Below are 13,222 nucleotides of genomic sequence, written 5' to 3' on the forward strand. Positions count from 1 at the left end.
CCGGCCGGCTCGTCTCACCGTACCGCGAGCATGCTGGCGAGGGCGGCGGCGAGCGGCCCGGCGAGGTCTCCGCCGACCGGGGCCGCCACCGCGCCCAGGCCGAGCCAGCCGGCCAGCCGGTGCAGCTCGGCGGCGAGGGCCCGGGCGGTCTCGACCGGATCGGTGCCGGGCTCGGCCCAGGCCGCCGGCACCAGCAGCGTCCCCGCCTTGCGGTCGGCCTTCAGGTCGACCCGGGCGACGAACCGGTCGCCGAGCAGGAACGGCAGGACGTAGTAGCCGTACACCCGCTGGGGTGCCGGTACGTAGATCTCGATCCGGTAGCTGAACCCGAAGAGGCGCTCGGTGCGGGACCGTTCCCAGATCAGCGGGTCGAAGGGGCTGACCAGGGTGCTGGCCCGGATCCACCGGGGCAGGCGGGCGTCCCGGTGCAGATAGCCGGGCAGTCGCCAGCCCTGCACCGTGACCGGCCGCAGCACGCCCGCCTCGACCAGTTCGGCGACGGCGGTGCGGGCGGCGGCGACCGGCAGCCGGAAGTAGTCCCGCAGTTCCGGCTCGGCCGCCACCCCGAGCGCCCGGGCGGCGATCTCGACCAGCTCGCGGTACGCCTCGGCCGGCTCCGGGGTTGGCGCGGCCAGCACCTCCGGCGGCAGCACCCGTTCCGGTACGTCGTAGACCCGGGCGAAGGAGCTGTTCCGGGCGGCGGCGGTCAGCTCGCCGGCCCAGAAGAGGAATTCACAGGCGCGCTTCACCGCCGACCAGTTCCAGCCCCAGTTGCCGGTCTGCCGGGGCGCGTCGTGCTCGATCTCGGCGGCGGTCATCGGGCCGCTGGCGCGTACCTCGTCGAGGACCCGGGCGACCAGTTCCGGCTGCTCGACGGCGATCCGGCGCATCCCGCCCCAGGCGTCGGTGTGCGCGGCGGCCATCCGCCAGCGCAGCGCCGGTTGCAGGTCGACCCGGACCAGCGACGCCTCGTGCCCCCAGTATTCGAAGACGTCCCGGGGACGCCGGTAGGCGGCCCGGTCGAGCAGCTCGGCCGGATAGGGCCCGAGCCGGCTGTAGAGCGGCAGGTAGTGCGCCCGTTGCAGGACGTTGACCGAGTCCATCTGGAGCAGGCCGAGCCGGTCGAGCACCCGGCGCAGGTGGCGACGGGTCGGCACGGCTCCGGGTGCGGGATCGGCGAAGCCCTGGGCGGCCAGCGCGATCCGCCGGGCCTGCGGCAGCGACAACGATTCAGGTACGGCCATCGCCCCGGACCCTAGTCGACGGGTCCGACACGACACGGCGGACCTGGACCTGACCTGCAAAACGGGATAAAACCGTCCTGATGTTAGCTGTCAGCCCCGAGGCCCCCGACGACGCCCTGGCCATCGCCGAGGTGCACGTCCGGAGTTGGCAGACGGGGTACGCCGAAATCATGCCGGCCGAGGTGCTGGCCCGGCTGAACGTCGCCGCCTGGGCGCAGCGCCGCCGCGATCTCGGCACCGCCGAGCCCGACCACCCGTTCCGAACCCTGGTGGCCCGCAATGACGACGAGGCGGTCCTCGGCTTCTGCACCGTCGGGCCGTACCGGATCGACCAGGACCCGGACCGCCTCGACCACCGGTACGCCGAGATCCTCGGCCTGCACGTCCGGCCCGGGCACTGGGGCGCCGGGGTGGGCCGGCGACTGCTGGCCGCCTCGGTCGCCGAGCTGACCGCACTCGGCTGGACCGAGCTGCGGCTCTGGGTACTCGCCGACAACCGGCGGGCCCGCCGGTTCTACGAACGGGCCGGATTAGTCGCGGATGGTGAGCGGTCGACCTACGAACTGCAACGGTCGGGGGGACGGCCGCCGCTTGGGCTGGTCGAACTCCGCTACGCCGCCCGTCTCGGCGAGCTGGCTGGGCCCCCGCACCGGTAGCACGAACAGCAGCGCGACGCTGATCCAGACATAGGCGTTGCTGCCCAGGAAACCGAGCAGGCCGTCGAAGCGGCGTTCCCAGATCCAGACCAGCCGACTGATCAGCACCAGGTACCCGAAGACCGCGAACCGCAGCAGCCAGCGCCGCCGCCCGCTGCCGGCCGGGGCGGCGTACGCGTTGTCGACCAGCAGGATCAACGCGGGGATCAGCCAGACCAGGTGGTGCACCCAGGTGACCGGGCTGACCAGGCTCTGCACCACACCGGTCAGCGCCAGCCCGGTCGCCTCGTCGCCGACCCCCGCCGCAGCCCGGGCCCGCCAGATCCAGACCCCCACCGTCGCCGCCACCAGCACCAGCCAGAGCAGCGTGTTCGGATGGTCCGGGTCGAGCCGGGCGACCACGCCCTGCCACGACTGGTTCGAGATGAACGACAGCGACCCGACCCGGTCGGTGTCCCACAGCGCGCTGGTCCAGAACTCCCGGGACGCGTCCGGGGCCACCCCGGCGGCGAGCAGGGTGACCGCAGCCGCGGTGCCGCTGGCCACCAGCGCCGCCCGCCAGCGCCCGGTGACCAGCAGATAGACGATGAAGATGCCGGGGGTCAGCTTGATCGCCGTGGCCAGCCCGACACCCACCCCGGCGAAGCGGCGGTAGCGCTGCGGCAGCCGGCGCCCGAACGGGGTCACCGGGGCGACCAGCCAGAGCAGGTCGGCACCGACCAGGAACAGCAGCAGCATGTTGACCTGGCCGAAGTTGACCGTCTCGCGCATCGGCTCGAAAGCCGCCGCCAGGCAGAGCGCGACGGCCAGGGTGAACCACCGGGTCCAGCCCGTCCGGCGGGCGATCGGGTCGACCAGCCACCAGATCAGCAGCGCGCTGGCCAGTACGGTCAGGGTGACGCTGATCACCATGGCCGCCGGCCAGCTCAGGTACGCCAGCGGCAGCATCACCAGTGCCGCGAACGGCGGATAGGTGAAGCCGTACTTGCTGTCCGGCTTGAGCCAGTCGTAGATCTCGCCGTCGGCGCGTACCCAGTGGTGCAGCGCCCCGTAGTAGACCCGGAGGTCGAAGAAGCCGTGCCGGGCCGCCGCCACCGAGAGGAACCCGGCGACCAGCACCGCCAACGCGATCACGAATAGCACCTGGTACCGGGTACGCCAACCGGCACCCTGCGCCATTACCGCCCCCCTTGCCCTGCGTAGGCTTCCCACTCATGGCTCTCGGGTACGTCCGCCCGGCGCGTCCGTCAGACGCCGGCGAGATCGCACGCATCCAGCTCGCGACCTGGCGGGTCGCCTATCGGAGGATGCTGCCCAAGCACGTGCTCGACAACCTGGACGAGGAATGGCTCGGTCGCCGGTGGAGTGCGGCGGTCGAGGCGCCCCCCTCCGAACGGCACCGCGTCCTGGTCGCCGTCGAGCAGGCCGAACAATCGTATCTGGTGGGATTTGCCGCATCCGGGCCCCCCGACGAGCAGGCGCTGGCCCCGGAGGAACCGGCCGAGGCGCTCGGCCCGGGCGTCGTCGCCGTGACGGACCTGCTGGTCGAGCCGAGGTGGGGCCGGCGCGGGCACGGCAGCCGGCTACTTGCCGCCAGCGTCGACCTGTGGCGTACCGACGGCTTCGACACGGCGGTGGCCTGGGCCTTCGAGGGTGACGCCGCGACCCGGAAGTTCCTCGGCGGCGCTGGCTGGGAGCCGGACGGGGCGGCCCGGGCGCTGGACGTCGACGACCTGCTGGTGCCGCAGCTCCGGCTGCACGTCTCGCTCGCCGCCGAACCCGAGCCGGGCGCCGCCGCCGAGCCCGCGCAGGGTTGAGCCTCAGCCCTTCTCGGCCCCCTCGTTGGCGCCGCGCACGAAGTAGCGCTGGAAGACCACGAAGATGATCGCCACCGGTACGGTGGCCAGCAGCGCCGCCCCGAGCTTGAGCGGGTACTGGTTGCCCTCGCCGAGCGAACCGCTGACCAGGTCGGCCAGTCCGCGCGGCAGGGTGAACAGGCCGGGATCCTGCACCGCGACCAGGGTGTGCGGCAGCTCGTTCCAGGAGCCCTGGAAGGACATGATCGTCACGGTGATCAGCGCCGGCCGGGCCATCGGCAGCACCACCGACCAGAACATCCGGAACGCCCCGACCCCGTCGATCCGGGCAGCCTCCTCGACGCTGACCGGGATCGACTCGAAGAACTGTTTCATCACGAAGACCCCGGTCGCGTCGACCAGCAGCGGCACGATCAGCGCCGAGTAGCTGTTGTAGAGGCCGAGCTGGTTGAGCACCAGGAACTTCGGGATCAGCAGCACCACCGGAGGTACCGCCATCATCGCCACCACCACGGCGAAGACGGCGCGCCGGCCGGTGAACCGCAGCCGGGCCAGGGCGTAACCGGCCAGCGAGGCGAAGAAGACCCGGCCGAGCGTGACGACGACGGTGACCAGGGTGGAGTTGCCGAGCCAGAGCGGGAAGTCGGTCCCCTCGAAGATCCGCTGCACGCTGCTCAGGTCCAGCACCGACGGCACCGGGGAGAGCGGGTTCGCCGCCGCGTCCGGCTCGGTCTTGAAGGCGTTGCCGAGCTGGATGACGAACGGATAGAGGAAGACCAGCGCGAAGAAGACCAGGACGGCGTACCCGGCGAAGGCGGCCGCCGGGTGACCGCCCGGCCGGCGGCTCCGGTTCGCCGGGCGCGGGTCGCCGTCCCGGGGCGGGCGGATCGTCGGCCCCGAGCCGGGCTGGGTGAGTACGGCCATCGTCAGGACCTCCGTCCGGTCTCGGCGGTACCCGAACGTCCGGCCCCGGCCGCATCCCGGCGGACGCGGCGGCGGGATCGTCGGCCGGAGTCGCGTTCCCGCAGCAGCCAGCGCTGGCCGAGGGTGAGCAGGATGATGATCAGGAAGAGCAGGAACGAGATCGCCGCCCCGGAGCCGTACTCGAAGTCCCGGAACGCGGTCCGGTAGGAGAGGTACGCCGGGGTCAGCGTGGTCTTCGCCGGATCGCCCTGGCTCATCACGTAGATCTGGTCGAAGACCTGCCAGCTACCGATCACGCCCAGCGCCAGCACCAGGAACATGGTCGGCCGCAGCGACGGCAGGGTGATGAAACGCAGCCGCTGCCAGCGGGTCGCCCCGTCCAGCTTGCCGGCCTCCTCCAGCGTCTCCGGCACCTGCTGCAACGCGGTCAGGAACATCAGCATGAAGGTGCCGGAGGTGGTCCAGACGACCAGCAGGATGATCGAACACATCGCCACGCTCGGCCCGGCGAGCCACTCCCACCAGGGCAGCCCGAAGGGTCCGCCCGAGGTCAGCGCCGCCGGTGGCTCGTCCACGCCGACCGCGCCGAGCAGGAGGTGCAGCACGCCCCGGCTGTCCGCGAACCACTGCGGCCCGTCGATGCCGAAGAGCGCCAGCAGTCGGTTGACCGCTCCGGAGTTGGCGAAGATGAAGAGGAAGACCACGCTGATCGCCACCGAGCTGGTGACCGACGGGAAATAGAACGCGGCCCGGAAGAATCCCCGCCCGCGCAGCATCCGGTTGTTCACCACCAGCGCGAGGAAGAGCGCCAGCGCGGTCTGCGCCGGCACCACGATCCCGACGTAGTAGAGGTTGTTCCGGATCGAGGTCATGAAGTTCTGCCGGGCCAGCCCGTCCCGGGTGAACAGCTCGGTGTAGTTGTCCAGCCCGACCAGCGGCACCCGGGAGGTGAACGGGCTGCCCTGGCCGTTCCAGTCGGTCAGGCTCACCCAGAGCGCCATCAGGATCGGCAGCAGCATGAACAGCCCGAGGATCACCACCACCGGCGTGACGAAGAGCCAGCCGGCGGGCGCGTCGCCGCTGCGGATCCCGCCCCGCCGTCGGGTACGCCGGGGTGCCGGCGGGGCGGGCGCGGCCGGCCGCGTGTCATCCGGTCCGGCCAGTACGTCGGTCGCCATGGTCCTTCCTCGGGTTCGGTACGAACGGGGCGGCGGGGGGCTGGCCCCGGTCCGGTACGGGGGAGACCGGGGCCGGGGCCAGCGGTCCGGCTCAGCCGCCGAGCGCGGCCTGGGTGTTCTTCTGTACGCGCTCCAGCAGCGCCTTCGGGTCGCCCCGGTCCAGCCCCTGCAGGCCGGTGTCGAAGTCGGCCAGCACGCTGTCCATCTTCGGCGCGTTCACCGGGCCCTGTGCGTACCCGGCGCCGTCGATGAACGCCTTGTCGGCCGGGAACGCCTGGGTGTACTGGTCCCGGGCGGCCTGCCGGGACGGCATCACGCCGAACGCCTTGGCGAAGCTCACCTGCTGCTCCACCGTGATCATCGCCTCGACGAACGTGACCGCCTGCTCCTTGTACTTGCTCTTCGCCGCGATCCCCCAGCAGTTGGTGAAGGAGAGCGTGGCCTGGCCCTTCGGCCCGGCCGGCAGCGGGTGCACGGTGTACTTCACGTTCGGGAAGTCGTTCTGCAGCGCGCCCTTGATCCAGTTGCCCTCGATCGTCATCGCCGCCGAGCCCTTACCGAACGCCTCGCCGGCCCAGCCCGCGTCGAGCTGCTTCGGATAGCGGGCCAGGCCCTCGGTGAGCAGGCTCTTGACGTACTGGAGGGCTTGCAGGTTCTCCGGGGTGTCGGCAGTGGCCTGCTTGCCGTCCGGGCTGGTGATCCAGCCGCCGTTCTGCTTCAGGAAGGCGCCGATCCGGTCCCGGGTGTCGCCGACGACCAGCGGGGTGACGCCCTTCGCCTTGAGCTTGCGGGCGGTCGCGGTGAACTGGTCCCAGGTGGTCGGGATGTCCGCGTCGGTCAGTCCGGCCTTGGCCCACAGCTCGGTGTTGACCTGGAGGGCGAGCGTGGAGAAGTCCTTGGGGGCGCAGTAGAGCTTGCCGTCCCGGGTGAACGCGGTACGCAGGCTCGGATAGAAGTCCCCGGCGTCGGCGAGCTTGTCCCCGTACGGTTCGAGCGCGCCCACGCTGGCGTAGTCGGCGAACCGGCCGGCGTCGACGTAGAAGACGTCCGGTGGGGTGTCCCCGGCGAGTGCCTGGCCGAGCTGCTGGACGAGGTCCTGCGCCGGGGTGACCGTCGCGGTGTTTCCGGAGGCGCTGGCCCAGCTCGCGGCGGCCTGCTGCACCGCCGTGGTCTCGGCCTCGCCGGAGGAGCCGATCAGGATCTGCAACGCGGCCGGTCCGCTGCTCTGGCTGGTCTCGGCGCCGTCGTCGAAGCCGCTGCCGCAGGCGGCCGAGCTGAGCAGCGCCGTGGCGGCGATGCCCGCCACGGTCGCCCGGCGGAGGAATCGTCGTGCCATCTCACTCTCCTGGTGGGATTTCGGGGTGTCACGGTGGTCGGAAACTGCCTGGTCTCTGGTCTGTCCGGTGGCGGCCGTCCGGCCGCGGCTCCGGCCGGCGGCCGGCCGGTCAGCCGCTCTGCCGCACCACCAGCGAGGGGCGCAGCAGCACCTGCCCCGGTCCGCCGCCCGCCGGGTCCGACCGGCGGGTGCCGGCCGCGCCGGCCCGCAGCCCTCCGTCGAGTACGTCGGCGAGCAGGTCCACGCAGCAGGCCGCGGCCTGGGCCAGCGGCTGGCTGACACTGGTCAGCCCGATGGCCCGGGCCACCGGCGTGTCGTCGAAGCCGGTGACGGCGACCCGCGGTCGCTGGTCCGACCCGGCCGCCCAGTCGCCCGGTCCCCGGACGGCCTGGAGCGCGCCGAGGGCCAGTGAGTCGCTGGCGCAGACGATCGCGGTCGGTGGCTCGGCCCCGGCAAGCAGATCCCGGGCCGCCGCCTCACCCTGGGCGAACCCGTCCGGGGCGGCCCGGTCCAGGCCGGTCGGGTCGAGCCCGGCCGACCGCAGGGTGTCGAACCAGCCGGACCGCCGGTCGTCACCGACCTCGGAGCCGTCGGGCCAGCCGACGAAGCCGATCCGCCGGTGGCCGGTGTCGAGCAGTCGCCGGGTCGCCTGCGCGACCCCGTCGGCCCCGTCGACGTCGACCCACGGGTGCGGGGACGGCATCGCCGTACGCGCGCCCGACCGCGCCTTCGCCGGGTCGTCCCAGGGCCGGCCGAAGGTCACGAACGGTACGTCCCGCTCGGTCAGCCACGCGGTACGGGCGTCGTCGTGCTCGGTGCCGGTGAGTACGAAGGCGTCCAGGTCGTACGCGCCGAGCAGGCTGTCGTACGCGTCGATCTCGCCCCGGGAGTCGGACGCGGTGTAGAGCATCACCCGGTACCCGGCGGCCTCGGCGGCCTCGGTCAGCCCGTGCAGGAAACGGTCGAGCACCGAGCCGTTGACCCCGTCCCGGGTCGGCTCGATCCGGACCGCGATCAGCCGGGACCGGCCGGTACGCATCTGCCGGGCAGCCTGGTTGGCCCGGTACCCGAGCGCGCTGATCGCCTCCCGCACCCGTTCCCGGGTCTCCTCCCGGACCATGTGCGGGGCGTTCAACACGTTGGAGACGGTCTGCCGACTGACCCGCGCCCGGCGGGCCACTGTCGCGATCGTCACTTTTTCCGCCATAGAATCCCTCGTCGCCCCTCTTGAACGATCCAAAAGCAGTAGGGCACTATTGGATCGTTCAAGTTGCTGGAATGTTTCGCACTTTGCACCCCGCACGACGATCTGTCAAGGCACCGCGTACCACCCCCGGATCAGGAGTTCCTCGTGGCCGACCGGCACCTCCAACCGCTGTTACACGACCTCGTCGGCGTCGTGCTGGCCCCGACCAGCATGTTGACCGAGGCGGACGGACAGCTCAGACCCGTCGGCGTGCAGGGGGTCTTCCACGCCGACGCCCGGGTGCTGCGGCAGGCCGAGTTCCGGCTCGACGGCCGCGACCTGGAGGCGATCGGCAACGGCCCGGACGGTCCGCACGGGGCACGCTTCGTCTCGCTGGCCCGCTGGCTCGGCGACGACGGCCCCGACCCGACGGTACGGATCGACCGGATCCGCCGGGTCGTCCCCCGGGGCCTCACCGAGGAGATCCACATCGTCTCCACCGCCGCCGACCCGGTGCACGCCACCGCCACCCTCGACCTCGGTTGCGACCTGGCCCCGGTCGAGACGGTCAAGTCGGGGCTGCCGACCAGCCCGTTGGAGGCCAAGTCCGGCCAGCCCGGCCAACTCGGCTGGACCGCCGAGGGGATCACCGTCACGGCCACCGGCGAGGGTGCCGACGCCGAGCCCGAGACCGGCCGGCTCTGCTGGTCGATCGCGCTGCCGCCGCGCGGCCGGGTCGTGCTGCGCTGGCGACTGGCGGTGGACGACCCCCGCGCGGTCGTGGTCACCCCGCCCCGCGAGCCCGCCTGGTCCCGGCCGGAGGTGTCGGCGGACGATCCCCGGCTCACCCGGCTGCTCGACCGCTCCCTGGACGACCTGCGGGCGCTCCGGCTGGCCGAGGCCGAGACGCCGCACGAGGTCTTCCTCGGCGCCGGGGTGCCGTGGTTCCTCACCCTTTTCGGCCGGGACAGCATGTGGGCGGCGCGGATGCTGCTGCCGCTCGGCACCGAGCTGGCCGCCAGCACCCTGCGGGTACTCGCCCGCCGGCAGGGCACCCAGGTCGACGAACGGTCCGGCGAGGCGCCCGGCAAGATCATGCATGAGCTGCGCCGGCACGAGTTCGTCGCGGTCGGCAACGGCCTGCGGCTGCCCGCCGCCTACTACGGCACCATCGACGCCACCCTGCTCTGGGTGAGCCTGCTGCATGACGCCTGGCGCTGGGGCCTGCCCGACGAGGAGGTCGTACCGCTGCTGCCGCACCTGGAGGCGGCGCTGCGCTGGCTGGCGGAACACGCCGACCCGGACGGCGACGGCTTCGTGGAATACCTCGACCTCAGCGGGCAGGGGCTGGCCAACCAGGGCTGGAAAGACTCGCACGACTCGATCCGATTCCGCGACGGCAGCCTCGCCCAGCCCCCCATCGCACTGGCCGAGGTGCAGGGCTACGCCCACCGGGCCGCCCTGGACGGCGCGGCGCTGCTCGACGCCTTCGACCGCCCGGGCGGCGAGCGCTGGCGGGCGTACGCGACCGGGCTCGCCGACCGGTTCCGGGCCAGGTTCTGGGTGGACGGGCCACTCGGCGCCCATCCCGCACTGGCGCTGGACCGGGACAAGCGGCCCGTCGACTCGCTGACCAGCAACCTCGGGCACCTGCTCGGCACCGGCCTGCTCGACGCCGCCGAGTCTGCCCGGGTCGCCGAACTACTCGCCGACGACACCCTGGCCGGCGGCTACGGACTGCGCACCATGTCGACCAAGGACGCCGGGTTCAGCCCACTCTCCTACCACTGCGGATCGATCTGGGCCCACGACACCGCCATCGCGATCGGCGGGCTGGCCGCGAGCGGCAACGCCTCGGCTGCGGCCCGGCTCGCCGACGGCCTGCTCGGCGCGGCGGAGGCGTTCGACTACCGGCTCCCCGAGCTGTTCAGCGGCGACGACCGGGCGGCACTGGCCCGACCGCTGCCGTACCCGGCCGCCTGCCGTCCCCAGGCCTGGAGCGCGGCGGCCGCCGTGGTCCTGCTCCAGGCGGCGGTCGGGCTCTACCCCGACGTGCCCGCCGGCCAGGTCCAGCTCCGGCCCCTCGCCGGTACGCCGTTCGGCGCGATCACGGCCCGCCGGCTCCGGATCGCCGGCACCCCGGTCGACGTCACCGTCGACCGCACCGGTCACGGCACCCTCTCCGGCCTGCCTACCGCGCTGGTCCCCACACCCCGGCAGCGCTAGGGACTGTCTCGCCACGGGTGGTGCGCCTGGCCGGATGACGGTACCGACGGAACTGTCGACCTGCCCCGTCCACGCGCCCACCCGGCCGGCGATGCCGGCGTTCCCACCGCCTGCGCCCACACACCGCCCGGACGGCACCTCCGACACCTGCACAATGCCTCACACGAGCACTGTCGAGCTGCCCCGCCTGTGCTCCCGCCCCGCCTGTGCTCCCGCCCCGCCGCGCGCCGCAGGCCGAGTCGCTGCCCGGGTTCACCGGACGTGCCCCGCTTGTGCACCCAGCTCGACAGTGTGCGCGGCAGACCCCTCCCGCTCGGGCGCCTCGGCGCCAGCCGTCGGCGGCCGGTCGCCGGTCGTGCCTCAGTCCAGCAGCGCGTCGATGCCGACGGTGAGCCCGGGGCGCCGCGGCACCGAGCGCACGGCCAGCAGCACGCCGGGCATGAACGACGCCCGGTCGTACGAGTCGTGCCGGATGGTCAACGTCTCACCGGTGGTACCGAACAGCACCTCCTGGTGCGCGACCAGGCCGGCGGCCCGGACCGCGTGCACGCGTACCCCATCGATGTCAGCGCCGCGTGCACCCGGCACCTCGTCCTTGGTGGCGTCCGGCACGGGGCCCAGGCCGGCGTCGGCCCGGGCCTGCGCGATCAACCGTGCGGTGTGCGCGGCGGTGCCGCTCGGCGCGTCCAGCTTCTTCGGATGGTGCTGCTCGATGATCTCCACCGACTCGAAGTAGCGGGCTGCCCGGGCCGCGAACTGCATCATCAGCACCGCCCCGATGCCGAAGTTCGGTGCGATCAGCACGCCCACCCCGGGCTTGTGGGACAGCCAGGTACGCACCTGGTCGAGCCGCTGCTCGGTGAAGCCGCTGGTGCCGACGACCACGTGGATGCCCTGCTCGATGCACCAGTGCAGGTTGTCCATCACCACGTCCGGGTTGGTGAAGTCGACCACCACCTCGGCGCCCGCGCCGGAGGCACCGCCCAGCGAGTCGCCTTCGTCGACCGTCGCCACCAGTTCGAGGTCGTCGGCGGCGTCCACCGCCCGGCACACCTCGACGCCCATCCGGCCGCGGGCACCCAGCACACCGACCCGCAGCAGCTCTCCCGCCGGCCGGGCCGTCGGCTCGGCGGACGATCCGGCCTGGGGTTCACGCACGTCGCTCACGCGGCACAACTTATCCCACCCGCGCGGACACGTCCGCCGGGTGCCCCCGCCGGCGAAGCGGCCGGAGCGAACGATTCAGCCTGCGGCGGCCGGGAAGTCGTCCGGGCCGAACGGGCCCACCACGGCCAGCGACATCGGCCGGGCCAGCAGGTCGGCCGCGAGAGCGTTCACCTCGTCCGCGCTGACCGCGTCGACCCGGGCCAGCAGCTCGTCGACCGGCAGCAGGTCACCGAAGAGCAGCTCGCCCTTTGCCAGCCGACTCATCCGGGAACCGGTGTCCTCCAGGTTGAGCACGTAGGAGCCCTTCGCCATGCCCTTGCCCCGGGCCAGCTCGGCGTCGGTGACGCCGTGCGCGGCGACCTGGGCCAGTTCGGTCCGGACCAGCTCCAGCACCTCGTCGACCTTGCCGGGGGCGCAGCCGGCGTAGACCGCGAAGAGGCCGGTGTCGGCGTACTGACTGGAGTAGGAGTAGACCGAGTAGGCCAGGCCGCGCCGTTCGCGGATCTCCTGGAAGAGCCGGCTGGACATGCCGCCGCCGAGCACGTTGTTGAGTACCCCGAGCGCGAACCGCCGGTCGTCGAGTCGGCCGATGCCGGGACAGCCGAGTACGACGTGCGCCTGCTCGGTCTCCTTGTGCTCGACCACGCTGCCGGGCCGGCTGGTCCGTACCCGGGTGTCGGCCGGGCGCAGCGGGGCCGGTGCGGCCGGCTCGCCGTCCAGTACGCTGCCGTGCAGCGCCTGCCGGACCAGCTTGACCACCTCGGTGTGTTCGAGGTTGCCGGCGGCGGCGATCACGATCGACGGTGCGGTGTAGCGACGCCGGTAGAAGCTCTGGATCTGCCGCCGGGACATCGGGGAGATGGTCTCCTCGGTACCGGAGATCAGCCGGCCCAGCGGGTGGTCCCCGTAGACCGCCTTGGCCAGCAGGTCGTGTACCTCGTCGCCGGGCTCGTCGTCGTGCATGGCGATCTCTTCGAGGATCACCCCGCGCTCGGTCTCCACGTCGGCGGCGGCCAGCACCGAGTCGGCGACCAGGTCGCACATCACGTCGATGGCCAGCGGCAGGTCCTGGTCGAGCACCCGCGCGTAGTAGCAGGTGTATTCCTTGGTGGTGAAGGCGTTCGTCTCACCGCCCACCGCCTCGATCGCCGCCGAGATGTCCAGCGCGCTGCGCTTGCGGGTGCCCTTGAAGAGCAGGTGCTCCAGGAAGTGCGAGACGCCGGCCTGCGGCCCGGTCTCGTCCCGGGACCCGACCGCCACCCAGATGCCGAACGAGACGCTCCGCATCGTCGGGATCGCCTCGGTGAGTACCCGCAGCCCGCTGGGGAGCACGGTACGGCGTACGGTCCCGCCGAGCGGGTCGCTGTCCACCACCCGGGTCACCGCCCGGCCCGCCGGACCGGAGGCACCGCGAACGCCACCCACGCCCGACACTCGTTTCGCCCGACTCAAGGGACCTGGCTCCTACCTGTACGCCGACGGCGCGGC

The 13,222-nt window shown here is 72.6% G+C and carries 10 protein-coding genes and 1 pseudogene; 3 read left to right on the forward strand and 8 right to left on the reverse strand.

The features are described from left to right. Window positions 1-14: 14 nt before the first annotated feature. Window positions 15-1,244: a winged helix-turn-helix domain-containing protein gene (locus tag ACQEVC_RS44525; protein WP_432890581.1), complete on the reverse strand. Its 1,230-nt coding sequence runs from the start codon at window positions 1,242-1,244 to the stop codon at window positions 15-17. 80 nt (window positions 1,245-1,324) lie between these two features. On the opposite strand from ACQEVC_RS44525, the pseudogene ACQEVC_RS44530 reads away from it, so the two are divergent. Further along, a pseudogene (locus ACQEVC_RS44530) lies at window positions 1,325-1,765 on the forward strand (N-acetyltransferase family protein); the annotation flags it as partial. Window positions 1,766-1,774: 9 nt separating this feature from the next. Here ACQEVC_RS44530 and ACQEVC_RS44535 read toward each other — a convergent pair. Next, a complete protein-coding gene (locus ACQEVC_RS44535) occupies window positions 1,775-3,079 on the reverse strand; it encodes a glycosyltransferase 87 family protein (protein ID WP_432890584.1) in 1,305 nt (434 codons plus the stop codon). Window positions 3,080-3,114: 35 nt separating this feature from the next. Here ACQEVC_RS44535 and ACQEVC_RS44540 point away from each other — a divergent pair, with 35 nt between their 5' ends. After that, complete coding sequence (locus tag ACQEVC_RS44540) at window positions 3,115-3,717, forward strand: N-acetyltransferase family protein (RefSeq protein ID WP_432890586.1); 603 nt, start codon at window positions 3,115-3,117, stop codon at window positions 3,715-3,717. Between the two features lie 3 nt (window positions 3,718-3,720). Here the strand turns inward: ACQEVC_RS44540 and ACQEVC_RS44545 are convergent, their stop codons facing one another. The 4 genes from ACQEVC_RS44545 to ACQEVC_RS44560 form a co-directional block, all read right to left on the reverse strand. Next, entirely contained in the window at window positions 3,721-4,641 is a 921-nt protein-coding gene (locus ACQEVC_RS44545) for a carbohydrate ABC transporter permease (protein ID WP_432890589.1), read from the reverse strand. A gap of 2 nt (window positions 4,642-4,643) precedes the next feature. Continuing rightward, complete coding sequence (locus tag ACQEVC_RS44550; RefSeq protein ID WP_432890592.1) at window positions 4,644-5,819, reverse strand: carbohydrate ABC transporter permease; 1,176 nt, start codon at window positions 5,817-5,819, stop codon at window positions 4,644-4,646. Window positions 5,820-5,910: 91 nt separating this feature from the next. After that, window positions 5,911-7,155: a sugar ABC transporter substrate-binding protein gene (locus tag ACQEVC_RS44555; protein ID WP_432890595.1), complete on the reverse strand. Its 1,245-nt coding sequence runs from the start codon at window positions 7,153-7,155 to the stop codon at window positions 5,911-5,913. Window positions 7,156-7,264: 109 nt separating this feature from the next. Then, window positions 7,265-8,350, reverse strand: a complete 1,086-nt coding sequence (locus ACQEVC_RS44560; protein WP_432890597.1) for a substrate-binding domain-containing protein — start codon at window positions 8,348-8,350, stop codon at window positions 7,265-7,267. 156 nt (window positions 8,351-8,506) lie between these two features. Here ACQEVC_RS44560 and ACQEVC_RS44565 point away from each other — a divergent pair, with 156 nt between their 5' ends. Continuing rightward, entirely contained in the window at window positions 8,507-10,567 is a 2,061-nt protein-coding gene (locus tag ACQEVC_RS44565) for an amylo-alpha-1,6-glucosidase (protein WP_432890599.1), read from the forward strand. Between the two features lie 360 nt (window positions 10,568-10,927). Here the strand turns inward: ACQEVC_RS44565 and dapB are convergent, their stop codons facing one another. Both dapB and ACQEVC_RS44575 read right to left on the reverse strand, forming a co-directional pair. Continuing rightward, window positions 10,928-11,725 (reverse strand): 4-hydroxy-tetrahydrodipicolinate reductase, encoded by a 798-nt coding sequence (gene dapB / locus ACQEVC_RS44570; protein WP_432892069.1) that lies wholly within the window; start codon window positions 11,723-11,725, stop codon window positions 10,928-10,930. 84 nt (window positions 11,726-11,809) lie between these two features. After that, window positions 11,810-13,159, reverse strand: a complete 1,350-nt coding sequence (locus ACQEVC_RS44575) for a M16 family metallopeptidase (protein WP_432890601.1) — start codon at window positions 13,157-13,159, stop codon at window positions 11,810-11,812. Window positions 13,160-13,222: the final 63 nt, after the last annotated feature.

It is taken from the genome of Plantactinospora sp. CA-294935 (assembly GCF_050936445.1).
Classification (GTDB): Bacteria; Actinomycetota; Actinomycetes; order Mycobacteriales; family Micromonosporaceae; genus Plantactinospora.